Here is a 24,371-nt window from a genome sequence, read left to right as displayed (position 1 = left end):
CTGCCCTTGCGGCGTCCGCCGAGCCATGTGCCTGCCCTCGCGGCGTGCCGATCCCTTCCCGCACCACTCCGAAATCGGAAGCGAAGCTCCTCCATGCCCTCCACCTCCGTGGACCACTCCGCCATGCCCGCGGCCGAGACCGACACCGCCCCACGGCCGGCCGGCCGACTGCGGTCCAACCCGTGGCTGACCCTCCTCGCCGTCGCGTTCGGCCTCTTCATGGTCCAGCTCGACGGGTCCGTCGTCGCCATCGCCAACCCCGAGATCGGCAGCGACCTGCACGCGTCCACCGCCCAGCTCCAGTGGGTGACCAACGCCTACCTGCTGGCCCTCGCCGCCACCCTCATCCTCGGCGGCAAGCTCGGCGACCGCTTCGGCCGCCGCACCTACTACCTGGTGGGAGTCGCCGGCTTCACCCTCGCCTCCGTCGCCATCGGCCTGTCCGGTTCGATCGAGGGCGTCGTCGCCTTCCGCGCCCTCCAGGGCGCCTTCGGGGGACTGCTGATGCCCAACACCCTCGGACTGCTCCGCTCCGCCTTCCCGCCCAAGAAGTTCGGCATGGCCGTCGGCATCTGGGCCATGGTCTCCGCCGTCGCCACGGCCCTCGGGCCCATCGTCGGCGGCCTCCTGGTGGAGCACGTCGACTGGGAGTCGGTGTTCTACATCAACGCCCCCATCGGTGTCGCCGCCATCGCCTTCGGCGCCCTCGTCCTCCCGGAGAGCCGCAACGCCGCGGGCCGCGAGCGCTTCGACATACCCGGCCTCGTCCTGCTCGCCCTCGGCCTCCTCGCCGTCGTCTTCGGCGTCGTCAAGGGCGAGACCTGGGGGTGGACCTCCGCGGGCACCCTCGGCGCCGTCGCCGCCGGTCTCGTACTCCTGCTGGTGTTCGGCCGCTACGAGACCCGCGTGGAGCACCCGCTGCTGCCCATGCGCCTGTTCCGCAGCCGTGCGCTGACCATCGGCGCGATCGTCACCGCGCTGAACTTCTTCGTCATGCTCGGCGTGATCTTCTTCGTCATGCTCTACCTGCAGAACGTGCGCGGCTTCACGCCGGTCGAGGCGGGCGTGCGGACGCTCCCGCTCAGCCTCGCCTCGCTGGTCGCCTCGCCCCTGGGAGCGGCCCTGACCCAGCGCTTCGGGCCCCGGCTGACCATGCCGCTGGGCATGCTGCTCCAGGCGGCCTCGTGCTTCGGCATGCTCACCTGGCAGACCGACTCCGCCTACGCCACGATGTGGCCGCCCTTCATCGCGCTCGGCCTCGGCGTCGGCATGGTGATGTCCGCCTCCTCCGACGCCATCGTCGGCAACGCCCCCGTCCGGGACGGCGGTGTGGCGGGAGGTCTCCAGGCGACGACCCTGCAGATCGGCGGCGCGCTCGGCACCTCCGTGCTGGTCTCCCTGATCAGCGCCAAGGTCGGCAGCACCCTCACCGGTGAGCTGACCGGCGCGGGCGTGCCCCCGGCCGTGGCCGACGGTCTCCGGGAGGCCGAGGACGCCGTGGCGATGGGCGTGGCACCCGTCTCCGGGGACATGCCGGCCGGGCTGCGGGCCGCCGTGGTGGAGGGCAGCGGGCAGGCGTTCATGAACGGCGTCCACGTGGCCGTCGTCGTCACGGGTGCCCTCTGCGTGCTCGGCGCGGCTCTCGCCGCGGCCGGACTCAGGCCTCCCCGGCCGCGGCGCGCGGAAGCACCGTGACCCGGTGGAAGTTGCACCCCGGGGACGTCGGGAGGCCCACGGGCCCCGCGGCACCGGGGGTGAGGTCGGTCGGGGGCCGGGACTGATGGGCCTTGAGCGCGATGCTCACCAGGCTCAGCAGCAGGTCGACGTCCGCGTCGCAGTCCAGGTGCACGGTCACCCAACGGGAGCCGGGCACCAGACGGATGGCGGTGGAGCCGCCGAGGTCGTACTGGAAGCGCTGGATGGCCCGGTGGGTGAGGTGGAGGTCCACGTCCCGGTCCGAGTGGAAGTGGACGATCTCGTCGCGGACGGAGCACAGTGCCCGTCCGGTTCCGCAACTGGCCGGACCCGCCGAGAGGTCGGGCCAGGCGTGCAGCCGCTCAAAGGCGCGCTGGGCCGGAGTCATGGCCCTATCGTCGCCCGATCACCGCTCCGCAACCAGAGGTTGAGCGATTCGTAACCGGCACGTGAGGTCGGCGGGAGCCCGCGGGGTCCCGCCGACCGTGTCCCGACGTGCGTCAGGGCATGTGTGTCAGGGAGTCACGCAGCCGATCGAGTCGACCGGGAAGTCGTTGCCGGTCGACGTGGCGGTGAAGCCGAAGGTCACGCTCCCGTCCGGTGGTACGACGCGGTTGTGGTCCACGTTCCGGACCGTGACGGTCCCGTCGGAGCCGCTGGACAGCGAGCCGTTCCACACCCCGCCGAGCGTGGTCCCGCCGCCCGGCCGCCACTGCACGGCCCAGCCGTTCAGCGGCTCGGTGCCGTGGTTCATCACCTCGACCGAGCCCTGGAAGCCGCCGCTCCAGGAGTTCTCCACGGAGTACACGGCCATGCAGGAACCGGTGTGCGGCGGGTTGGTCGGGTCCGTCGGGGTCGGCGTCGGATCCGGGTCCGGAGTGCTGCCGGAACCGCGGATGCCGGTGACCTCTCCGTTGCCGCCGTCGAAGACGACGTCCGAGCAGGAGAAGAAGTTCTCCTGGCTGTCCGAACGCACCCACTGCATGAAGATCAGTGCGTTGCCCGAGCGGCCCGAGGGCAGTGCGAGATCCCAGTAGTAGTGGCCCCCGTCGGTGCCCGGCGAGCCCTGCTGGGGCGGATCGGTGACCGTCTGGATAAGCTCCAGGTCGTCCCAGCCCAGCTCGGACGTGGGCGACCAGCCCGGCTTGGTCAGGTACACCCGGAAGTCACCCGGGTGGGCCGCCCAGTTGCTGTACTGCACCGGGATCGTCGCCCCCGACGTCAGATGCGTGCGGGGCCAGTCCGAGCGGGCGGCGTTGTAGGCGGAGAAGTCGTACGGGGAACGGTCGCCGGCGCTGCACAGGGTGCCGTCCGGCACATAACCGGCGCCGCGGCCGCCCGCGTTGGAGTCGAGCACGGCGAACCAGTTGTACAGGGCCGTCGCGCCGCTCTGGTCCAGCGCGGACTGACAGGCCGGGTTCGTCGGGTCGAGGGCGCCGGTGCCGGTCTTGGCGTCCAGCTGGCACAGGTAGGTGCGGGAGCCGGGCATCATCGCCACGCCGTGCGCCTCGGCCCGCCCCTGTCCGAAGAGAAGGGCCACACCGAGCGAGCTCAGCAGGGTGGCCAGTACCGCCGCCAGTGAAAGGAATCTGTTGCGTCGAACCATAGGGGTCTCCCGGTTCCGGTCCGTGGATGAGCAGATGGGATCGATGTGAGCCGTACATGACAAGATCGAAATGGAACCCCCGCCCGTCCGGGGCGGGCGCTTCGACCGGACGGGCGAGGAGCGGGGGGGTGGGGCGGGGCGGGCCGCTACGCCGTGGTGCAGTCGGCGTCGTTGAGGCGGAAGGCGGCCGGCTCGGCGAAGGCTCCGCCGTACGTGCCCTGGAAGCCGAACGACAGGCTGCCGCCGGGGGCGATCCGGGTGTTGTGACTCGCTCCGGTCACCGTGACGGCGCCCGTCGACGGCGCGACGGAGGCGTTCCAGGCGTTGGTGATCCGCTGACCCGAGGGGAGGGTGAAGGCGAGCCGCCAGCCGTCGACGGGAGCCGTACCGGTGTTGGTGACGGTGACGTCAGCGGTGAAACCGTCCTGCCACACGTTCGTGCCGTACGACACCGCGCACGCCGACGTGCCACCCGGGTCGCCGGGGTCCGTGCCGCCCGGGGTGCCGCCGGTCTCGACGGTGGAGGAGAAGGAGTTCACCGCCAGCCCGGCGCCGTTCTGCCAGGGCTCGAAACCCGCCTGAACGCTCGTCAGGTACCAGTCCTCCTCGGCGAGCCCACGTGCGACGGTCGCCCGGACGAAGTCCATGACGTCGAAGCTCCAGCCGGTGATCGCCGACGGTGCCACGAAGGACAGCACGTCGTTGGAGCCGTTGCCGCCGCTCCACACCTCCCAGGTGCGTCCGCCGACCGTGGCCGTGCCCACCGGCGAGCCGATGGGCTGGATCGGGCCCACCCGGTTGAACCAGATCATGATCTCGGTCCGGTTGACCCCGTCGGTCCGGGGAGTCGGGTCCAGCCAAATGTCGTACGAAGCGTTGTAGACGGCGGTGTCGACGAAGCCGTACGAGATGCTTGACGGCGCCCGGGAGACGGTGTCGAGCCGGGCCGGGAGGCTGGTGCCCGGCGAACAGGTCGTGTAGTGACAGCCGTTGAAGACCGACGGGTACGACTTCGGCGCCCCGTTGGTCGGCACCGAACCGTCGGCCTGCGTGACGCGGAAACCGGTGTCGGTGGCGGTGACGCACTGGGTGGCGCTGGAACCCCAGCGGTTGTTCTGGACGACGTAGCGTCCCTGGACCGTCGTCGTGCCGAAGGGCTCGCAGATCGTGGTGTCCGCCTGGGCCGGGGCCGCGGCGGTCACGAGTGACGTGAGGAGGGCGAAGGTCGACAGGGCCGCGCCCAGAGCGCCTAAGAGGCCGCGCCGGGTGCGGTCTTGGGGCCGTGGCGTTCGCATGGGGCCTCTCCGGGAGGGGTGGGGGCGAGGGGGGAAGGGAAGAAGGGTGGGGGTGTAGGGCCGGTGCGGGAGCGCTCCCAACTCCCCACTGATGGGAGCGCTCCCACTTACCGGTTGTTGGGACTGTAGAAGCGGTTCATGTTCCTGACAAGACTGTGCGCGCCAGAGTTGTCGAAAGAATCTCGAAGGCGCAGGTGGGAGCGGCCCGGCCGGGAGCGCTCCCGGCGCTCGGGTCGATCAGGCGGAGTCCCGGAGCACCAGTTCGGTGCGGAGGATGACGTGCCGCCAGGCGACGGCGGGGTCCTCCATCTCCTCCTGGAGCAGCCGCACCATGGTGTGGCCGATCTCCTCCAGCGGCTGCCGGACCGTCGTCAGCGGAGGGTCCGTGGGCCGGGCCGGGTGGAAGTCGTCGAAGCCGATCACGGCCACGTCCTGCGGCACCCGTCGGCCCGCCGCGCGCAGCGCGTTGAGTGCCCCGGCCGCCAGCGTGTCCGAGGCGGCGAAGACCGCGTCGAGGTCCGGGTGCCGGGCGAGCAGCTCCGTCATCGCCCGGCGTCCGCTCTCCTCCGTGAAGTCGTCCCCCTCGACCACCAGCGACGCCCCGGCCGGTACACCCGCGGGTTCCAATGCCTCCCGGTACCCGCGCAGGCGGCACTGCGCGACGTACATGTCGAGCGGCCCGCTGATCGCCCCGATCGTGCTGCGGCCGGTGTCCAGCAGATGCATGACCGCGCCGCGCGCGCCGCCCGTGTTGTCGGCGTCGACATAGGTGACGCTCTCCTCGCCGGAACGCCGCCCCAGCATGACCGTGGGCAGCCCCGCCTTGGCGAGCATGTCCGGCAGCGGATCCTCGGCGTGCACGGACATGAGCAGCACCCCGTCGACCCGGCCGCCGCGCGCGTACTCCACGAAGCGCCGCCGCTCGGTCTCCGTCCGGACCAGGGTGAGCAGCAGCTGCAACGGGGTGTCGGTGAGGGCGTCGCCGACGGCGTGGACGATCTCGGTGAAGAACGGCTCCCCGAACAGCCGCCAGTCCGGCTCCGTCATCACCAGCGCGACGGCGTCCGCCCGGTGGCCCGCCAGGGAACGGGCCGCGAGATTCGGCACGTACCCCAGCTCGGCGATGGCCCGCTGCACGGCGCGGCGCGTCGAGTCCCGCACGCCGGTCGCGTTGTTGATCACCCTTGAGACGGTGCCCCGGCCCACGCCTGCGAGGGCGGCCACCTCCTCCAGCGTCGGCGTACCGGGACGCTGCCTGCCCATGTCGGCCCGCCTTCCCCCACGAGATCATCCGAATACTACGGCGAGCCGCCCGGGCTCGGCGGGGCGATCGCGAGGGTGCGGACGGCGAGGGTGCGGACGGCGAGGGTGCGACCGGCCGAGCCGCCGCCCCTGGTGATCGCCGGGGCGGCGAGGTCACCGAGAGTCGAGCCCGGGGCTGCTCGCGCCCCACGCGGCGGCGCACAGGGCACGGTCGACCTCCTCCGTGTAGACGGCCGCGCCGAGCCATGCCGTGGCGAAGCGCCCGGTGTCGGCCGGGAGCAGGCGGCCGAAGGGGTCGCGCGCCCGCTCCGCCGCCGAGGCGTGCAGCGCGGTGAGCAGCTCGCCGGCGGTGCCGAGACCGTACCGGCGCAGGCGGGCGGCCTCGGACTCCTTGCTTCCGGGGAAGGCGAGCACACGGCGGCCGCCGGATGCGGCCTGGTGGACCCTGCGCCTCAGGAGGTGCACGGGAGCCTCGCCGGGTGCGGTCGCAGGCTGAACGGTGGGCGCGGGCCGGGCGTCGCCCGAGGTGCCCGCCGTCGGTTCCGCGGGCAGGTCCGCGCGGCGGAGCCGGTCGAGACCGAGGTCGACGTGTGTGTCCGGATCGGTGGGGCGGCTCGCCGCCAGCAGTACCGCACGGGGGAGCGGGGCAGGCGTGAGCCGGGCGACCACGCGCAGCCGGGTGCCCGGCCCACGCCCGTGGGCGAGGAGCGCGAGGAGCCGGAGGTTCTCGCGGTCGGGCAACGCGGGGTCGTCGTGCGCGGCGGCGAGCCGGACCGTCAGGCCGTCGCAGTCGGCGAGCAGACACTCGCCCGCCGCCTCGTGGACCGTGCCGATGAGCGTGACGTCGAGGAACAGCAGATCCCGGCCGTCTCGGCCGTCCCGCGCGGTGGGTTGGTTGGTGCCGTCACCGGCCTCACTAGCCGTACCGGCGTCACCGCCCGAGTCGGTGTCCTTCGCCTTCGGCACGTCCAGGTCGCCGGCCAGGGCGCGGGCGATCTGTTCGGCCACCGGCACCGTCCACAGTCGGTCGAGTGGCTCGGCGTGCCAGGAAACGCCGGGCGCGCGCACGGCTCGTACGCCCGCCCCCGCGCCCAGGCGGCCCGTCGGGGAGACCGTCGCCCCGGACACGGCGAGTCCGGCGCGGGAGAGTTCACGATGGGTCAGCGAAGTGTCGCCGATGCGCACGGCACGGTCCGCCGAGCCCGCGGCCCGTTCGGCGCCGCCCGGGGCCACGTCCGGGACCGTGTAGAGCCGCCCCGCGGCATCGGCGGTCCAGGTGACGGTGCCCGCGTAACCGGTCGACGTGAGGACCGGTTCGGCGAAGAGCCCGTACAGGCGCAGTGACCCGTCCGGCGTGTACGGCTGGCGTACCCGGCCGCGCAGCCCGGCCAGTTCCGGACCGGTGGCTTGCGGCAGGCGGTGCGCGAGGAGCAGGACGTCGCGCAGAGCCGTGGTGAGGTCGCCGAGGCGGTGGGCGGGGTCGGCGTCACGGGCCGCGCGCAGCGCCGTGACCGCGGCGACGGCACGGCCGGCCGCGCGCGGGAGGCCGGCGAGTCGTGCGGTGTGCGCCGCCCGCAGCAGCTCCGCCTGAAGCACGGCCCCGGCTCCGTCGGCGCCCGCTTCCAGCACGGCTGCCGCGGCGTCGTGCAGGGCGGCCGCGGCCGTGCGCTGGGCCGGGGTGGCCGATTCGGGAGCGGGGTCGGCGGCGCCTGCGGGGGCGTCGTCGGCAGCGGAAGTGGCGGTCGCAGGGAGAGTCGTGGCCGGGACGGACGTCGGCGGCACCGTCCGCGGTGCTTCCGTGAGCGACGGCTCCCCGGCCACCGGATCCGGGATCTCCGCCACCGGATCCGGCATCTCGGCGACCGGATCCGGCATCTCGGCGACCGGCGCCGCCGATGCCGCGGCGGCCCGGTGCAGGCAGTCGGGGGCGAGCAGGCAGCCGCAGCGGATCGCCTCGGCAGTCGTCACGACCCCGCCGGGAGCGTGCAGTTCGAGGTCGGTGTCGTCGTCGACCGCGAGGCGCACGATGTCGCCGTCCCGGGCGACGGGCCGCCCGGCGAGCTTGGCGACACCCGCGTCCAGCCGCTTGCGCAGCCTGGGTGTGAGTGCCGCGACGAGCTGGGCGGTCACCGAGGGATCGACCGGGGGAAGGAGCGGGCTCATGCGATCTTCTCTCCTACCCAGCGGGCGAGTTCGAGTGGACTGAGCGCGGCGACCGGCATGCCCGCGGCGACGAGCTGACCCGCCACCCCGGTGGAGTAGCGCGGGCGGCCCGCGTCGTCGAGGCTGGCACACCCCAGCACATGACACCCGGCCCCGACCAGGGCGCGGACCTCGGCGAGGAGCCCGCCCAGCGGATAGCCCTCCTCGAAGTCGCTGACGACGACCACGAGCGTGCGGGACGGCACGGTGACGAGCTCCCGGGCGTGCCGCAGCCCCGCGGCGATGTGCGTGCCACCGCCCACGCTGACTTCGAGCAGCAGGGACAGCGGATCGTCGACGTGGTCGGTGAGGTCCATGACCTCCGTGGAGAAGGCCAGGAAGTGCGTGGACAGCGTGGGCACGCCCGCCAGCACCGACGCGGTGAGGGCGGCCCAGACCGTGGACGCCTCCATGGACCCCGACACGTCCGTCACCAGGATCAGCCGCCAGTCGGCGGACCTCCTGGCCCGGGTGCGGAAGACGGGGTGCTCCGGAAGGACCCGGACCGTGCCGTCCGGACCGCGGTGCGCCGAGGCCAGGTTGGCCCGCAGCGTGCGGGGAAGGTCGAGGCCGCCGCCCGGGCGGCGGCTGGGGCGCGGCACGACGGTCCCGTGCAGCGCGGGGCGCAACCGGGTGGCCAACTCCCGGGTCAGCGCCTCGACCAGCCGCCGCACGAGCGGCCGGAGCGCGGCCAGCCGCGCCTCGGGCAGACCTCCCGCATGCCGCAGCACGGTGCGCAGCAGATCGACGGAGGGCCGCACGCTGTCCGGGTCGAGTTCGGCCAGGACGTCCGGCCGGCCCGACGAGGCCGCGGCTGCCAGGACCTCCTCGCGGATGCCCGGCCCGAACAGTGCCGTGAGTTCCTCCGACCACTCCCGGACACTCGGATACGGGGCCTGTCGGCCGCCGCCCGAGCCGCCCCGGCCCGGGCCGGTCAGGTCGCCCCGGCTGCCCTCGCCCCGCCCGCTGCCGTACAGCTCGTCCAACGCGGTGGCCGGCGCGGCCGCCGCCGGAGACAGCCGGTCGGTACGGCGGCCGAGCACCAGCCGCCAACGGTCGGCGGGATCCAGGTGGTGTTCCTCGAAGACGGGGGACGCAGCGGCAGCAGTCGTGGATGTGGAAGTGGCTGTGGCCGTGGCATCACGCGTGTCGGCCCGGTCGGCCTCGTCGCCCTCGCTCGCCTCGCCGGGCTGGCGGGTGTGGGGCTCGCCGGGCTCGGCGGGCTCGTGGGACGTACGGGTGGGATCGGCCGGGGGCAGCAGCCGGAGTCCGCCGAGGGTGGCCCGAGCCATGAGGTCCGCGCGGGTCCACAGGGCGAGCGCGACCGGGTCCACCCCGCCCGTGTCGGCCGTCCGGTCGGTGCCCAGGCGCTCCTCGACGACGGACAGGAGACGGTCGCGCGCGGCCGGGCTGAGTGTGTCGAAGCCGCCGCGCAACGCCGGCAGCCGGTCCAGGAACTCCCGGTCGGCCAGCTCCGACACCCGGTCGAGGAGCGGCTCGAGCGCCGGGGCCGCCGACTCCAGCAGCGGACCCGCGGCCGTCAGCAGCCCCGTGAGCCGGGCGCTGAGCGCGGAGCGGGAAGCGGGGTCGCGGGCGGCGTCCACCCAGGACGCGACGCGTTCGCCGAGTACGCCGGGGTCCTCGTGACCCAGGAGCACCCGGACGGCTCCGGCGGCGCCGCGCATCAGGGGTGAGCCCTCTTGGGCCAGCCGGGCCAGCGCGTCGGTCAGCCGGACGCCGCCGAGCACGTCGGCGCGGTGGGCGAGCTCCAGCAGGGCGTGCGCGTCCGCCGGGTCCTCCGTCCCGCTGAGCCCGTCCACCTGGCGTACCGCCGCCGCGGTGAGGAGCTCGGCCACGGCAGTTGCCCGGACCGCACGCTCCTTGTCGGCGCCCAGCCCCGGGACGTGCCCCGCCCGCAGCCGGTCCAGAAGGCCCAGCCCGGTGAGGAGTTCGGGCAGTGTGGCGGCACCCGGCAGCACGTCGGCGGTCTCCGCGAGCCGTGCGTCCGCGAGGTCCGGCAGGCCGCACTCGGCCGCCTGCCGGAGCCCGTCCAGGGTCTGCGCGGCAGTGGGACCGCCCTCGTCCCGCTCCGTCCGCCACCGCTCGCGCAGCACCCCCTCGGCCGCCTGGGCGGGCGTGACACCGTGAACGCCGACCGCGGACAGCATCGCCTCGGTGGCCGGTGTCCAGCGCACCTCCCACCGTGTCGTCAACGTCTCGGCGCCGCCCGCACCGACGACGCCCCGCGCCTCGGCGTACGGCACGCCGCAGACCGTCAGGCGGCGAAGCAACAGGTCGCGGGCGCGGTCGAGGTCGGACCGCAGCGGGTCCAGACGCAGATCCCGCGAGGTCGCGGTCGCGGCCGACGCGGTGCTGCCCGTTGCGCTGCCCCCACGCGCGCCGCCGCCCTTCCCCGGTGCCGGGGCGCCGACCGGCCGCGGGCCGGGCAGCCCCAGAGCCGCCAGCTCGGCCTCGACCGCCGGAGCGAGTCCGCACCGCGGTGCGCCCGGGGCTGGGCGGCCGCCGCGCGTGCCGACGAGGACCTGTTCCATCGCTCTGGCGACGGCCCGCCCCCTGCCGTACGGCTCACCCTGCGCGAGCACGGTCTGCACCGCCTCGACCAACTCGCCCCGACCTGCCGCCGGCAGCCCGCGCAGCCGTGCCAGGTCCGAGGCCAACCGCACGATCTCGCGCGCGTCGGCGGGCCCCGACGGATGCCCGAGGCCGCGCAACGCCGCACACACCCGTACGGCCGTGTGCGTCAACGCCTCCGCCAGCGCGCCCGGATCACCGGCCGCCCGCACCACCAGGTGCTGCCACTCGGGGTCCCGGATACCCGCCGGGTAGCCGGACCGCTCGTCCAGGAGGGCGTACGTGTACGGGATGAGCGACGTGACCCAGTCGGGCCGGTCGGCAGGCCTGCCGACGGAGGCGCCGGCAGGGCCGTTGACGTCGCCGCAGCCGTCCCGTTCGGTCTCGGCCGTGGTGGCCGGGGAGACCAGTGCCGGAGCGTGGAAGGCGCCCACGACCAGGGCGGCCCGCGCACCGTCCGCGGTGGCGGCGGCCAGCCGGGAGCGCATCCACGCCTCACGTCGCAGGTCCAGGGCGGGCACGCCGCCGGAGGCGATGGCCTCCTCGCGAAGGGCCCAACCGGTGAGGAGCGCGGCGCGGCGCAACGACTCCGGTCCTGATCCCGGTGCCGCGGCCTCGACCAGGCGGTCCCACAGATCCTCGCCGGGACGCCCGGTGAGCCGCGCCCGCAGGGCCGCGCTCAGCCGGGAACGGTCCGGCTCCGGCGCGTCCGGTCCCGTGGGCGCAGTGGGCGCAGTGGGAGTGGCGGGGGTGGTGGGCGTGGCGGGCGCCGTGGGCGCTCCCGGGCGCCTCCCCTCCCGCCACGTCCGGTCGGCCAACGGCAGGTCGCAGGCGAGCACAGGAACGCCCTGCCGGGCGGCCCAGCGCACGGCGGCCAGCTCCGGGGAGAAGTCGGCGAACGGATAGAAGGCCGTCCCCGCCCCCTCCTCCCGACTGGCCGCGGCCAGCGCGACCGGCGCCCGCGTCTCCTCGTGGCCCAGCCAGGGCAGCCATTCCTGCATCTCGGCGGGCAGCTCGACCAACAGGACGTCCGGCGCGGCCCGGTCGAGGAGCAGCGGCACGGCCGCGGCCAGCGAGGGCGCGTGGTGCCGTACGCCGATGAGGAACGGCACCCCGGGACCGGTGAGCGCCGCGACCGCCTGCTCCGCGGACGTGAACGCGGCGGGGGCGGACGAGAGGGAGGGGGAGCCGGGGGAGGACGCGGTGCGGGACACGGCGGTCAGCCCTCCAGGACCGTGCGCAGGTCCCACAGGGTGCGCCAGGTGGCGGAACCCTGCTCGGCGCGCCGCCGGACCGGTCCGTCCCAGTACCCGCGCAGCCGCGCCGCGTCGGCGGGATCGTCCTTGCGGACCACGCCGAGGAGATGCCCCGGCAGCAGGCCCAGCACGTCGCGGTCCCCGGGGAAGTACGCCGCGGCCAGCCCCAGCGCGCCCGCGACCGACACGGCCTCCGCGGTGCTCATGACCGTGGAGGGGCGCTCGACCTCCCAGCCCTCCGCCGACCGGCCCTCGCGCAGGTCGCGGAAGGCGACGACCAGTGCCTCCAGGACCGCCTCGTCCACCTTGAAGGGCGCGCCGGCCCGTTCGACCGAGGCCCGTGCCTGGCTGCGGACCAGGGCCGTCTCGGCGTCGAGGTCCGGGATGGGGCCGACCGTCTCGAAGTTGAAGCGGCGCTTGAGAGCCGCCGACATCTCGGACACGCCCTTGTCCCGCAGGTTGGCGGTGGCGATGAGGTTGAATCCGGGGGCGGCGTGCGCCAGGGCGTCCTCGGAGCCGGAGAGTTCGGGAACGGCGATGCGCCGCTCGGAGAGCAGGGAGACCAGCGCGTCCTGCACCTCCGGCAGACAGCGGGTCACCTCCTCGACGCGGGCGATGCCGCCCCGGGTCATCGCGGTCAGGACCGGGGACGGCACGAGTGCGGTCCGGCTGGGGCCCTGGGCGAGCAGCAGCGCGTAGTTCCAGCCGTACTTGAGCTGGTCCTCGGTGGTGCCCGCCGTGCCCTGCACCACCAGGCCGCTGGTGCCGCACACGGCCGCCGACAGCAGTTCGGACAGCAGGGACTTGGCGGTGCCGGGCTCGCCGACGAGCAGCAGTCCGCGCTCCCCGGCGAGCGTGACGACGCATCGCTCGACCAGCGCCCGGTCGCCCACGAACTTGCCCTCCACCACCAGCCGGCGCGGTACGCCCTCGGGTGCCTCGGCGCCCTCGGGCAGCCGCAGGGCGCGGCCGTCACTGCCCATGACGAAGGTGACCACGGCGCGGGGCGTCAGCCGCCAGGCGGGCGGGCGCGGACCGTCGTCGTAGGCGGCGAGGAAGGACAGTTCGGATGCGTACCGGTCCTCGGGCGGCACGATCTGCCGGGTGTTGTCGGGGGAAAGGGTGGTGGTCATCGACGGATCTTCCGGTCGGGTCGGGCGGCGGGCAATGGGTTGGCGAGCGGGGTCATCGGCGACGCCCCCTGCGCGTGGCGCGGGTGGTGAGTTCCTCGTAGGCGGGCGCGTCCTGGGCGCGGACCCGCTCCCACGCGCGGGTGAACAACTCGGGCACCGGCACCGGCGGAACGGCCCGGGACCCTTCACCGACCGGGTAGAGGCCCTCCTTCCACGTCTCCACCGGCAGGGCGGGCGACTTGAGGTCGCGCCAGCCGCAGGGCAGGAAGAGAGAACGGCCGGCCCGTGGCCGCTTCGCCTCGACGACCAGCTCCGTGGCGGCGAGTTCGGCCCTGGCCTTCTTCAGCCGTGCGGGCCGCCAGCCGGTCCAGCGGGCGCAGTTGCGGTCGGTCGGGTCGGGCAGGGCGAGCAGTTGCAGGTAGAGCGCCGCCGCGTCCTCGCCCAGGCCGTGGGCCGCCGCCACCTCGGCGACGAGCGCCGGAACACTGACCACGGGGTCCTGGGCGTGTCCTGAGGGGGCTTCCGGATCCAGACCGGCGTCGAGGGCCCGCGCGAGGTCGTTCCCCAGGAGGGTGCGCAGCGCGCGCATCCCGCTGCCGCGCCAGGCACCCACCAGCCCTTCGAGCAGCCCGAACACGGCGTCGTCCGGGCCGGTGAGACCGGCCGGTCGTACCAGTACGGTCTCCCGGTCGCCGTGCCAGGGGCGCAGGACGAGGGCCTCACCGATCCGCGTCGAGCCGTCCGCGTCGGCGCCGCCCGCGGCGGGCAGTCCGTACGCCTTGCGCAGTTCGGCGGCGGTGGTGCCGCCCTTCTCCGTCCAGCCCACGTCCAGGTCGAGCAGCAGGCCCGGGTCGGCCAGTCGCCGGCGCAGCGCGGCCAGGCCCTGCGGCAGGGCCGCGCGCAGTGGGTGACCATGGGGAAGGGCGTAGGCGAGCGCGGCGAGCGTGTCGGCGGCACCGCTCAGGGTGTGCCGGTGCGGCACCGCGGCGGGGTCCTCCGCGACCAGCCGGCCGTTCTCGTCCGGTCGTTGGACCGTGGTGCGGCTGAGCCAGGGGGTGCGCGCCGGGTTGAGCACCGCCTCGGCCGAGCCGACCGGCAGGCCGTCGAGCGTGACGGCCAGGTCCTCGGGCAGCCGGACCAGGGCACCCAGGCGCTCGGCCCAGACCCGGCCCGCGGCGCCCGTGTCCGGGCCCGCCGTCCACAGCTCGGCGGGATCGTCGGGCAGCAGGGCGCCGAGGAGCGCCGCCCGGTCCGCGGCGAGGAGCGAGTTCAGCATGCGGTTGCCCGCGTCGAGCTGCCTGGGTTTGCGCCCGGCCGTGGTGAGGGCGTCGGCGTCGAGGCTCTCCGGTTGCCCGGCGAGGAGCACGGTGGCCTGGAGCGGTCCGACGCCTCCCCGAGTGGCCGTGGCGAGCGCGGCGGGCGCATCGGCCTGCCAGGGTGCGGCTCCCTTCTCCCGGACCAGCCGGGCGATCGCGGCGAGTGTGTCCGCCGGGAGCGCCGGTGCGTGCCGGGTCTCCGTCTCCAGCGTGAAGTGGGCGACGGCGCCGAAGACGCCCGCCGGATCGTGGTCGAGGGCGAGCCAGTTGACGCGGTCCCGGGCCATGTCGACGTTCTGGCAGCCGAGGACGACGACGGTGCGGCCGTCCCGGCGCAGTACCTGACCCGCACGCTCCCGCTGCCGGTGCTTGTCGTACGGCTCGCCCAGGACGATCTCACGCACTCCGTCCCCGGGAGCGCCGAGCGGCCCCTCCGTGAGCGCCTCGAACAGCAGGAGCAGCGCCTCCTGTTCGGCCGCCGTCAGTGTCGGCGCGGTGGCCCGGTAGGCCAGCGGCCGCAGCACGCCGAGCAGCCCCGGCCAGATCATGCCGATGCGGGGGACGGTGTACTCGTCGCTGAGCCACCCGTCGCCGAGCGCCGACCGACTGGTGCGGTCGGACAGGCGCGCGCCGTCGGCCGGCTTGCCCGAAAGCACGTGGTTCACGGCACGGATCTGCCGGAGCGCGGTCCACTGGTCCTCGCCGCCCCACGACCCCCACATCCGGGCCAGGCCGTCGGCGGCCGCGCGCAGGGTGCGGTCGTCACCGTGCCGGGGCCGGTAGTCCGCGAACATGCCCTCCGTCCGCTTGCGTTCCGGATTCGGCTGCTCCACGGGCGGCGTGACGAAGCGGGCGACCGCGTCGGCGATCCGGACCGTGCTGCGGACCAGGGCCGCCACACCCACGAGGAGCCGCTTGTCGGTGAGCCCGGGAAGCGCACGGGCCACGGCCCGTCGGACCACCTCCTCGGCGGACGGCACCACGGGCCCGTTCCCGGCGGCGGCCGACCCGTCGGCTGCCGCGGGCTCCGTGTCGCGGACACCGGCCGCTTCGTCCGCGGCGGCCTTGGCCGCGCTCACCTGCGCCTGGCGCTCGGCCAGCGCCTGTCCGGCCTCGCGCAGCAGGTCGGCGGCCGCCTCGTCGGTGAAGGCACGCAGGACCGCCGAGGCACGCTCGTCCCGGGGCCGCAGCGCGTGCCAGCAGGAGACGGGCGGGACGAACGGCGTGCCCGCGGCGAACTCACCGCCCCGCTCGTTCGGCGTCACGCGGCCGAGTACGCCCGCGTCACTGCAGTCGTCCGGCGCGAACAGGGCGATCTGGCGTCGCGTGCGGGCCACGACGGGCGCGGCGCCGCCGGGCAGGCGCAACGCACCGAGCGGGGTGACGCGTTCGCCCCGCCGGGAGGACCGCAGCGTGACGGTCCGGCCGTCGGGCGTGCCGGCCGTGGTCAGTGTCTCTCCCGCCGCCTCCTCGGCGCGCACCCAGCGTCCCAGTACGGCGCCGTCGGTACCGAACGGGCTCTGCTCCAGACCGGGTTGCATCGGCAGGACCTCGCACCGGTCCTGCAGCAGCGTCGCGTCGTCGCCGATGCCGGAACGGAGGAAGGCGGGCAGGGACGCGCGACTGTGCGAGCCCGTCGCGGGGTCGTACTCCAGCCACACGTGCCGCCGCCCCTGCCTGCCCTGCCGCCAGTACGACGTGCCGTCGCCGATGACGGGCCTGCTCGCGGGCAGGACGGTGTCGCCGGCGTGCAAGGTGCGTCCACCGGTGGCCCGGCCGCCGTCGGGCAGCGGGATGGACGGGGCGACGTCGTCGTTGTGCCACCAGTGGGAGGTCTGCTCACCGGTGAGGGTGAGGACCTCGGACGGGCGGCTGGACCAGTAGCCGCGCTGCTTGCCGTCCTGCCACCACACCACGAGCAGTTCCCCGTCCGTGTAGCGGAACTGCGGGCGCTGCCAGCGGTCCAGGTCGGCCGGCAGCCGCAGGTCGTGTTCGAGCAGGATCCGGTCGGGCCCGACGACGACCGCCTTGGGCCCGCGGCTGAGGATCAGGCAGGGCCATGCCTCGTTCACGATCAGAGCGGTGTCGTGGTCCCTGCCCGTCCCGGGCCCGTTGCTCTTGCGGGCCCGGGTCTCGGCGTCGAGCAGCCGCAGGGCTTCGTCGAGGGCGGGCCAGCCCAGTTCGTCGAGGATGCCGGCCCGCAGGGTGCGCCCGAGCAGCGGAGCCGCCGCGTACCCGGCGGCGCGGGCGACGGCCTCGGGATTGACTCGGGGAGCCACCGAGCGGAAGGCGCTCAGCCGGTTCAGGGCCTCGTGGGCTCCGGGCAGACCGACCGCGTCGGCCAGTTCACCGACGGCGCCTTCCAGCCACTCGCGCAGGACCCCGCTGAGGACGGGATGGTCGGCGAGATGGTCCAGTACCGGGCTCGACCGCCGTTCGTTTCCTGCGGCACCGACCGCCCGCAGCAGCAGGGGGCGCAGTCGCGGGTCCGCCGCCACGGCGGCCAGGTCCCGCCGCTCCGGATGGCTGTCGCGCACCCAGCGGTCCAGTCCGAGGTGGACCTCGGCGTCGGGAGCGAGCAGGGCGAGGGGAACGTCCTGCGCCGCGCACAGGTCGAGCAGGGAGATGTCGACGCCCACGTGCCTGCGGCCGGTGAACAGGTCGACGGGCCGTCCGCCGGCGCGCAGCCCGGGAGCCATCCGTGCGACGAGGCCGAGCGTTGCCGGGGAGCTGTCGCACACCGTGGCGCCCCGCTTGCGGTGGGCGGCCCAACGGCTCAGCCAGTCCGCGGCGTCGACACCGGCCGCGGCCTCGGCCGTCGCGTCGCGCCCGGCGGCTGTCGCGTCGTGCCCGACGGCCGTCGCACCGTCCTCGCCGGTCAGCAGCCGGTCGGCTCCGCACTCGGCCAGCAGGTCCAGCCAGAACTCGTCACTCTTGACGCTGTGGTCCAGCCCGGCCGGCATGATCTCCAGCAGCCGCCGCCGAACGGCGGGCCGCCGTTCGGCGAGGACGGCCAGGGTCGCCCGGTAGGCGGTCCAGAAGGAGGCGGGTGCCCGGACGGCGGCGGGCGAGGCGACCAGGTCGGCGACGAGGTCGCACTCGGCCTCCACACGGGGGAGCCCGGCCGCCTTGATCAGCACGCGCGCGTCCTGCGGCAGCGAGGCGTACGGCGGCATGCCGGCCGCACAGCGCTCCACGGCCAGCTGCCGGAACTGGGCCCACGCCTCGGCGGCGTCCAACCGGGCCGCCAGATCCTTCACGTGCTGCTTCAGCGCCTTGACCGTCAGTGCCCCGGCGAACGCGAACTCCAGGAACACGGCACGCTGTCGCTGCTCGTCGACGGCGAGCGCGTGCACCCGCTCGGCCTCCCGGGCCTTGCCGAAGAAGGCGGCGGCGTAGGTGGTGTTGTCGAACTGGAGGAAGATCCGCGCGGCCTGCTCGTAGAAGGTCGGCAAGAAGTGCGGCACGGCCCGGCCGAGCCGGTCACCGAGCTGTTCGAAGCCCTCCTTGGCGGTGCCGGGACGGGACTTGGCCTGGCGCGCGAGCCGTTCCACGTCCTTGACCAGGGCCAGCGCGTGGTGCCCGTTGGCCGGGTCGTTGACCAGGGCCCAGGCAGGGAAACCGAGGGTCTCCCGCCTGACCTGCCCGACCTCGGGGGTCTGCGGGTGCCGCACGAGCCCGAGGAAGTCGAGGGCGAGGTCCTCGGCCTCTCCGAGGGTGCCGGGCACCAGCCGGACGACGCTGCGCTCGCCCAGCGCGGCATGGGTGTAGGTACGGACCGTGAGGATGTCGGCGTCCTCGCGGCCGCTGCTGCCCGGCGGCAGGAGCGCACCGGCTTCGAGCAGGGCGGAGGCGGTGGCGTCGTCGGGGCCGGTGGCCTCGTGAACGCCGGTGGCGCCGTGCGGCGCGGTGCTGGTGTCCATGGCGCTCACGCGGCCCGCTCCTCGTCCTCGATGTCGCGACCGGCGTACAGCGCGGCAGCCATGCGCATGCCTTCCGACCAGGCCACCGGCCCGACCCGGCCCAGCTTCAACACCCTTCCGGCGGCGTCCGTCCACATCAGCGGGCCGGTCTCCGTCTCCTCGTAGCCGTCGTAGTCGCCGACCCAGACCCGGGCCTCCACGGCCCTGCCGTCCTCCCAGGCGGAGCAGACCGCGTATCCGCCCCGCACGCGGTGGCCGAGCTGGGTGACCCGGCCGTGCAGGAAGCGCAGCTCCTTGAAGGCGCCGCCCGCGTACTCCTCGACCGAGGCTGCCTCGGCGTCCAGAGCGGCGGGGCGGTGCCACACCTCGCGGAAGAGCTGCTGGGCCCGCTGCTCGACGCCGAGCTCGACGGCGAACTCCCGCAGCTCCTCCAGGTCTTCGAGGAGCACGGGGTGCGGGAGCCGGACGAGGTCGGGGGTGATGCGCACCGTGTCACCGTCGAGGTCGACGAGGCCGAGGCCGCGCTCGGGGTCGGCGTCCCGCAGGAAGCCCGCGACCTCCCCGTCGGCACCGGTGACCACGAGGTCGCGCAGGGCGGACCGCCAGGCGGGGTCGGGCCACACCCGGGTGAGCACGGCGAGGGGGACGGGCAGCGAACGCACCATCCACCGCTCCACGTCGCTCAGACACTGGCGTTCGTGCCGCTCCAGCCACTCGGCGAGCTGACGCAGTCCGACCACCGCGGGATCGTCCGCGAGTTTGGCCGGCACCGACTTCAGCCGCCGTCCTGTGGCGTTGCGGCACACCACCTTTCCGTCGTCCAGGGCAACCTCGTAGTCCCCGGCCGTCACCCACCCCATGAGTGCCTCCCCGCACCGCAGTGATCAAGTGCTGACGACTGTAGGCGAGCCCACTGACAACGCCGTCGGCGCGGGGAGCAGGGCTGGAAGGGGCCGCTGGGCGGGCGGCCGGGATGCCGTCAGTCGTCCAGGCGGACCGGCATCAGCAGCGAGAACGCCCCTTCGTCGTCCGCCCGGCGGATCGCCAGTGGCGCGGTGGGGGCGGGCCCGAACTCCAGGACGAGCCGGTCCCGGTCCCCCGCGGCGAGCGCCTCCAGCAGGAACCCCCGGTCCACTCCGACGTGGTACCCGAGCCCGCCCGTGCCCGTGCCCCTGTCCTCGTTGCCCGTGCCCGTGCCCGTGTCCTCGTCCAGGGCGCCGTCCCCGCAGACGAGCACCGTTTCGTCGTCCACCGTCGTCAGCACGCTGATGTCACGTGCGGACCGGCCGGGTTCGCGGTCCTCGGCCACGCGGACGGGGCCGTTCTCCAACGCCTCCCGGAGCGCGGGCACCTCCACGACGACCCGCCGTCCGGGCGGCAGCTGGACGAGACGGCGGTAGTCGGGGAAGTCGTGGGCCAGGCGCTGCCCCGACGCCTGGCGCTCACCTGCCTCCAGCGTCACGCGGTCACCCTCGACGGCGAAGCGGGCTGGCTCGTCGCCACTCAGCAGGGCGCGCATCGCGTCGACGAGCGGCGCGGGCACGACGACCTGTTCGCGCGACCCACCGTGTCCGTCGGCATCGGTGCGCGCGACGGCCAGCCGGTACCGGTCGGTGGCCACGACGCGGAGCGCGTCGCCCTCGATGTCGAACAGGACTCCGCCGAGCATCGGCAGCTCGGGGTCCCGGCCGGCGGCGAAGCGGACCGCGTCGAGCGCGGCCGCCAGTGCGGGGGCGGGAAGGCACAGGCGGACGGTGCCGGTAAGCGGTGAGGCGGTCATGGGATTCTCCCGGTGATCGAGCAGCTCTCGGATCGTGGAGAACTCGCTGCGAGCCTCGGCCAGCCCCTGTTCGAGTCGGCGCAGGTGCGCCTGGAGGAGCCCGCGCACCAGGTCCGCGTCCTCGCCGGACCAGCCGGCCAGTACCAAACGGATGTCCGCCAACGGCATGCCGACCCGCCGCAGCCGGGCCAGCAGCCTGGCCTCGTCGAGCTGCTCGGGGGCGTACCAGCGGTAGCCGCTGGCCGGATCGACCCAGGCGGGTCCCAGCACACCGGCACGGTCGTAGAACCGCAGGGCGCTCACGCCCAGTCCGCTGTCGCGGGCCATCTCCCCGATGCTGCGCATCTCGCTCTCCACGTCCCGAACCCTGATCCCTTCACCAGGTCGAGGGTCAACCACGGACCGAGCCCCGCGGCAGGCGGCCAGGCGGCCAGGCGGCCAGTCGGCCGGCCAGTCGGCCGTCCGGCACGGCCCACGCGGTCGGCACGATCCACGCGGTCGGTGCGGCCCACCGGGTCGGCGCGCCCGCCCGTCTGCCATTCTTGCGCCGTGCACAAGCCCAGCGCCGTCACGCCGGACGCCCCGACCCCGATACGGCTGCCGCTGCTCACCCAGGAGTGGCTCGACCTCGCTTTCATTCACTGGGCCGTCGAGCCCGCCGCCGTGGCGGGGCTGATGCCGCGGGGCACCGTCCCCGACACGCACGACGGACTCACGTACGTCGGGCTCGTCGCCTTCCGCATGCACCGGGTCGGATGGTTCCGGCTGCCGGGGATCCCGTACTTCGGCTCGTTCCCGGAGACCAACGTGCGGCTCTACAGCGTGGACGCGCACGGGCGGCGCGGCGTGGTCTTCCGGTCGATGGACGCCTCGCGGCTGGTACCGGTGCTGCTGGGACGGATCGGCTTCCGCCTGCCCTACCTGTGGTCCCGTATGACCGTCCGGTCCGCGGGCGACACCGTGACCTACACCAGCTCACGCCGCTGGCCGGGACCGCGCGGCGCCCACAGCCGCATCACCCTGCGGACCGGCGAACGCATCCACGAGCCCACGCCCCTGGAGCACTTCCTCACCGCCCGCTGGGGCATGCACAACATGTTCTTCGGCGGTGCCGCCTACCTGCCCAACCACCATCCCCGCTGGCCCCTGCACCGCGCCCGGCTCCTCGCCTGCGACGAGGACCTGGTCGCGAGCGCCGGGATACCGGCCCCGACGGCCGCCCCGGTGAGCGTCCTCTACTCACCAGGAGTACCCGTCCGCCTCGGCCGCCCCGCCCGACCGGTCCCGACTGCGGCTCTCGCCCCTTGACGTCAGGCACGGCCGCCCCGGCCCGGTGACGATCCCGCAGGTGAGCGGTCGCCGAACGCCCCCGGCCACAACACCTTGCGACCGACGCGCCTGCACTGCTGCCAACAGTCAGGTTTTTACGAACAGTTGCACTGCATCCGGGTCACTACGATGAACTGATTTCAGCGTACAGTGCGGGAACCAGCATTGCCGCGCCGAAGATCCCTCACGTACCCGACCGGGCTGTCGAGGCGGACGCCCAGCAGCCGTGGTCGCTCCCGGACATCCACAGGAGACCCGTATGCCGCTTCCCCCGCTGACCCGACCCGCCACCGGCCTGCCCACCGGAGAAGCGAGCCGCCAGGCACACCAGCTGATACTCGCCGGACACGGCTCCGACGGTCAGCGCCGGCTCGCCGCCGGGCGGGTCCTGGTCGTCGGCGCCGACGAGATCGGCGGCCCGCTCATCGCTCACCTCGCCGACTCCGGCGTGGGGATGGTCGGTGTCGCCGACGGCTCGCCCATGGACCCGTGGGACCGCTACCTCGGACTGCCGGACGCGGAACCCGTGGACCGGGCCACGGCCTGGGTCCGCGCGCTCGGGCGCTCCCATCCGGCCGTGCGCGCCGTGGCGGAGAGCTGGTTCGAGCTGCCCCGGGCGCGCGGACTGGTCCGCGACTACGACCTCGTGGTCTGCGCGGGGGAGGACCCGGCCCGCTGCCAGCTCGTCGACGACGTCTGCGCCGAGGCGGGCATTCCCTTCGTGTGGGGCTCCATGGGGGCCACCGGAGGGCGCGTCTCGGTCTTCTGGGACCGGCACGGCCCTGGCCTCAGGGATCTGTTCCCGCAGCCCCCCGCCCCCTACTTCCGGGGCGTCTCCGGCGCACTGAAGGTGGTCGGCGCCTGGCTGGGGGTCGCCCTGGCCACCGAGGTGGTCAAGCTGCTCACCGGTCAGGGCGAGCCGCTGGTCGGCCGGGTGATGGAGTACGACGCCATGGCCGGCACCTGCGCGACCGTACCGCTGAGCCCGCGCGAGCGCGCCGCGCGCCCGGCCGAACCCGTCGCCGCCGAGCCCTTCTTCGGACTGCTCTCGCCGGAGGCGACCGAGGCCGCGCGGGAGTCCACCATCTCCGCGGAGCAGCTGAAGGAACTCCTCGACGCGGACGAGCCGGTCAACCTCGTCGACGTCCGCGAGCCGGACGAGTACGCCTTCGCCCACCTGCCGGGCTCGGTGCTCGTCCCGCAGGGTGAGTTCCTGAACGGCGACGCCGCCGCGCGGCTGCCCACGGACCGCAGGACCGTGCTGCTGTGCCGGGCCGGCATCCGCTCCGCGGAGGTCCTCGCGGTGGTCAAGCGCAGTGGTCACCGTGACGCGGTCCACCTGGGTGGGGGCATTCTCTCCTGGGCGGAGCGGATCGACCCGGAGATGCCCACCTACTGAGGCATTCCCCGCAGACGGCTCACAACGGCGCTGCTCCAGTGGGGCGCAACGCCCTGGGACCCGTCGGTTCACCGCGCTCGTGACGCGGTCGTAATCTTGCAATGTTGGGTCAAAATCTTGCGTAGCTCTGTTTCGCGTCCTAATGTGACGCTCCGATCAGGGCAGTGCCCTGGGTGCCACCTCGGAGGAGCCGTAATGAAGCACCGCAACCTCGCGATCTTTCTGATCTCTTCAGGTCTCGTCCTGTCCGCCACGGCTTGCGGTGGCGACTCGGACTCCGGAGCCGACGGGGATGTCACGATCACCGTGGCGTGCCAGCCGGCGAAGACCGCAGCCAAGCAGCGCCAGGCCTGGGACGACGACGTCAAGACCTTCGAGAAGGCGCACCCGGGCGTCAAGGTCAAGAGCACGGACCAGCAGCCGTGCTTCGACCCGAAGACCTTCGCCGCGAAGCTGGCCGGCGGTCAGATGGAGACGGTCTTCATGGCCCCTGTCACCAACTACGCCGATGTCATAGCCAAGGGACAGGCGAAGGACATCACGGCGTCCACGGATCTGGTGAAGAACTTCGGGGACATCCGGCAGGACGTCCGGGACATGCTCACCAAGGACGGCAAGGTCTACGGCGTCCCCAACGTCAGCTACAGCGTCGGGCTGGTCTACAACCGCGAGCTCTTCGAGGAGGCCGGCCTCGACCCCAACTCCCCGCCGCAGACCTGGGACGAGGTCCGGGAGGCGGCCAAGAAGATCGCGGCCCTCGGTGACAACTACGTCGGATACGGCGAGTACGGCGGCGGCAACGTCGGCGGCTGGCACTTCGCGCAGTCCGTCTTCAGCCGCGGCGGCGAGATGGTCGTGGACGGCAAGGCGGCCTTCAACAGCGCCGAGGGCAAGGCCGTTCTGCAGACGCTGCACGACATGCGCTGGGAGGACGACAGCGTCGGCAAGAAGCTGCTGATCGGCTGGGAGGCGCTGATGCAGCAGATGGCGGCCGGCAAGACGGGCATGATGCTCGGCGCCCCGGACGTCGTCACCGACATGGTGCAGAAGTTCCAGGGCGACAAGGCGGACTACGGCATCGCCCCCATCCCCGAGGGCAAGGCGTCGCTCACCGGTGGCGAGGCCTACATGATCAACCCGAAGGCGAGCGCCGCCGAGACCAAGGCGGGGATGGAGTGGATCGACTTCCAGTTCAACACCCCGGGCAAGGGCCGTCACGACTACGCGCGCGGCAAGGCCAACGGTGAGGCCGTGGGCGTTCCGAACAACGACTACATGGGTGACTCGCCGACGGGCAAGAAGCTCGCCGAACTCCGCGAGAAGGACGCCGTCCTGCCGGTCGAGTACTACCAGCCCTACGTCGACGGGTCGAAGAACGTCGAGCTGAAGCTGGAGCCGCCGATGGCGCAGGAACTCTACGCGGTGCTGGACGTGGCCATGTCCGCGGTCCTGACCCGCGAGGACGCCGACATCGACAAGCTGCTCGCCGATGCCGAGGGCAAGGCGAACGCGATCCTGGCGAAGAGCTGACCGTCGCGGACCACGGGTGCCGCATCCGCTTGTGGGGGAGTGCGGCACCCCG

Annotated in this window: 14 protein-coding genes; 4 read left to right on the top strand and 10 right to left on the bottom strand. The window is 73.9% G+C overall.

Annotated features, from left to right (window positions below):
* Nucleotides 1-93: 93 nt before the first annotated feature.
* Complete coding sequence (locus IE258_RS16255) at nt 94-1,695, top strand: MFS transporter (RefSeq protein ID WP_189744084.1); 1,602 nt, start codon at nt 94-96, stop codon at nt 1,693-1,695.
* Here IE258_RS16255 and IE258_RS16250 read toward each other — a convergent pair.
* From IE258_RS16250 to IE258_RS16205, 10 genes are all read right to left on the bottom strand, one after another.
* Entirely contained in the window at nt 1,658-2,083 is a 426-nt protein-coding gene (locus tag IE258_RS16250) for a luciferase domain-containing protein (protein ID WP_189744081.1), read from the bottom strand. The two genes, IE258_RS16255 and IE258_RS16250, sit on opposite strands and share 38 nt — an antisense overlap.
* Nucleotides 2,084-2,209: 126 nt before the next feature.
* Nucleotides 2,210-3,301: a lytic polysaccharide monooxygenase gene (locus IE258_RS16245; protein ID WP_189744079.1), complete on the bottom strand. Its 1,092-nt coding sequence runs from the start codon at nt 3,299-3,301 to the stop codon at nt 2,210-2,212.
* Nucleotides 3,302-3,447: 146 nt separating this feature from the next.
* Nucleotides 3,448-4,596: a glycoside hydrolase family 12 protein gene (locus tag IE258_RS16240; RefSeq protein ID WP_189744077.1), complete on the bottom strand. Its 1,149-nt coding sequence runs from the start codon at nt 4,594-4,596 to the stop codon at nt 3,448-3,450.
* Nucleotides 4,597-4,833: 237 nt separating this feature from the next.
* The gene (locus IE258_RS16235) at nt 4,834-5,859 is read right to left on the bottom strand and encodes a LacI family DNA-binding transcriptional regulator (RefSeq protein ID WP_159324666.1); all 1,026 of its coding nucleotides are present in this window, start codon (nt 5,857-5,859) and stop codon (nt 4,834-4,836) included.
* Nucleotides 5,860-6,012: 153 nt separating this feature from the next.
* Nucleotides 6,013-8,022, bottom strand: a complete 2,010-nt coding sequence (locus tag IE258_RS16230) for a hypothetical protein (RefSeq protein WP_189744075.1) — start codon at nt 8,020-8,022, stop codon at nt 6,013-6,015.
* Nucleotides 8,019-11,903 (bottom strand): vWA domain-containing protein, encoded by a 3,885-nt coding sequence (locus IE258_RS16225; RefSeq protein WP_506417434.1) that lies wholly within the window; start codon nt 11,901-11,903, stop codon nt 8,019-8,021. Before IE258_RS16225 ends, IE258_RS16230 begins: the two co-directional genes overlap by 4 nt.
* A complete protein-coding gene (locus tag IE258_RS16220; RefSeq protein ID WP_189744070.1) occupies nt 11,873-13,042 on the bottom strand; it encodes an ATP-binding protein in 1,170 nt (389 codons plus the stop codon). The genes IE258_RS16225 and IE258_RS16220 overlap by 31 nt, the downstream gene beginning before the upstream one ends.
* 52 nt (nt 13,043-13,094) lie before the next feature.
* Complete coding sequence (locus IE258_RS16215; RefSeq protein ID WP_229892156.1) at nt 13,095-18,281, bottom strand: hypothetical protein; 5,187 nt, start codon at nt 18,279-18,281, stop codon at nt 13,095-13,097.
* A 5-nt stretch (nt 18,282-18,286) separates the two neighbouring features.
* The gene (locus tag IE258_RS16210) at nt 18,287-19,141 is read right to left on the bottom strand and encodes a DUF4132 domain-containing protein (protein ID WP_189744066.1); all 855 of its coding nucleotides are present in this window, start codon (nt 19,139-19,141) and stop codon (nt 18,287-18,289) included.
* Nucleotides 19,142-19,260: 119 nt separating this feature from the next.
* Complete coding sequence (locus IE258_RS16205; RefSeq protein WP_189744064.1) at nt 19,261-20,406, bottom strand: DNA polymerase III subunit beta family protein; 1,146 nt, start codon at nt 20,404-20,406, stop codon at nt 19,261-19,263.
* A 204-nt stretch (nt 20,407-20,610) separates the two neighbouring features.
* On the opposite strand from IE258_RS16205, the gene IE258_RS16200 reads away from it, so the two are divergent.
* The 3 genes from IE258_RS16200 to IE258_RS16190 all read left to right on the top strand — a co-directional run bounded on the left by IE258_RS16200 (nt 20,611) and on the right by IE258_RS16190 (nt 24,319).
* Nucleotides 20,611-21,369 carry a YqjF family protein gene (locus tag IE258_RS16200; RefSeq protein WP_189744062.1) on the top strand — a complete coding sequence of 253 codons (759 nt, stop codon included), beginning with the start codon at nt 20,611-20,613 and terminating at the stop codon, nt 21,367-21,369.
* A 280-nt stretch (nt 21,370-21,649) separates the two neighbouring features.
* A complete protein-coding gene (locus IE258_RS16195; RefSeq protein WP_189744060.1) occupies nt 21,650-22,789 on the top strand; it encodes a ThiF family adenylyltransferase in 1,140 nt (379 codons plus the stop codon).
* A gap of 195 nt (nt 22,790-22,984) precedes the next feature.
* Nucleotides 22,985-24,319, top strand: a complete 1,335-nt coding sequence (locus IE258_RS16190) for an ABC transporter substrate-binding protein (protein ID WP_189744058.1) — start codon at nt 22,985-22,987, stop codon at nt 24,317-24,319.
* Nucleotides 24,320-24,371 lie beyond the last annotated feature (52 nt).

The organism is Streptomyces tendae, from assembly GCF_014650435.1.
Taxonomy (GTDB): domain Bacteria; phylum Actinomycetota; class Actinomycetes; order Streptomycetales; family Streptomycetaceae; genus Streptomyces; species Streptomyces tendae.
This window is presented reverse-complemented; position numbering and strand designations above follow the sequence as displayed.

Coding starts and splice junctions, on each gene's coding strand:
- IE258_RS16220 (WP_189744070.1), bottom strand. CDS start 13,042: ATGACCACCACCCTTTCCCCCGACAACACCCGGCAGATCGTGCCGCCC.
- IE258_RS16230 (WP_189744075.1), bottom strand. CDS start 8,022: ATGAGCCCGCTCCTTCCCCCGGTCGATCCCTCGGTGACCGCCCAGCTC.
- IE258_RS16215 (WP_229892156.1), bottom strand. CDS start 18,281: ATGGACACCAGCACCGCGCCGCACGGCGCCACCGGCGTTCACGAGGCC.
- IE258_RS16235 (WP_159324666.1), bottom strand. CDS start 5,859: ATGGGCAGGCAGCGTCCCGGTACGCCGACGCTGGAGGAGGTGGCCGCC.
- IE258_RS16205 (WP_189744064.1), bottom strand. CDS start 20,406: ATGCGCAGCATCGGGGAGATGGCCCGCGACAGCGGACTGGGCGTGAGC.
- IE258_RS16250 (WP_189744081.1), bottom strand. CDS start 2,083: ATGACTCCGGCCCAGCGCGCCTTTGAGCGGCTGCACGCCTGGCCCGAC.
- IE258_RS16240 (WP_189744077.1), bottom strand. CDS start 4,596: ATGCGAACGCCACGGCCCCAAGACCGCACCCGGCGCGGCCTCTTAGGC.
- IE258_RS16195 (WP_189744060.1), top strand. CDS start 21,650: ATGCCGCTTCCCCCGCTGACCCGACCCGCCACCGGCCTGCCCACCGGA.
- IE258_RS16245 (WP_189744079.1), bottom strand. CDS start 3,301: ATGGTTCGACGCAACAGATTCCTTTCACTGGCGGCGGTACTGGCCACC.
- IE258_RS16255 (WP_189744084.1), top strand. CDS start 94: ATGCCCTCCACCTCCGTGGACCACTCCGCCATGCCCGCGGCCGAGACC.
- IE258_RS16190 (WP_189744058.1), top strand. CDS start 22,985: ATGAAGCACCGCAACCTCGCGATCTTTCTGATCTCTTCAGGTCTCGTC.
- IE258_RS16210 (WP_189744066.1), bottom strand. CDS start 19,141: ATGGGGTGGGTGACGGCCGGGGACTACGAGGTTGCCCTGGACGACGGA.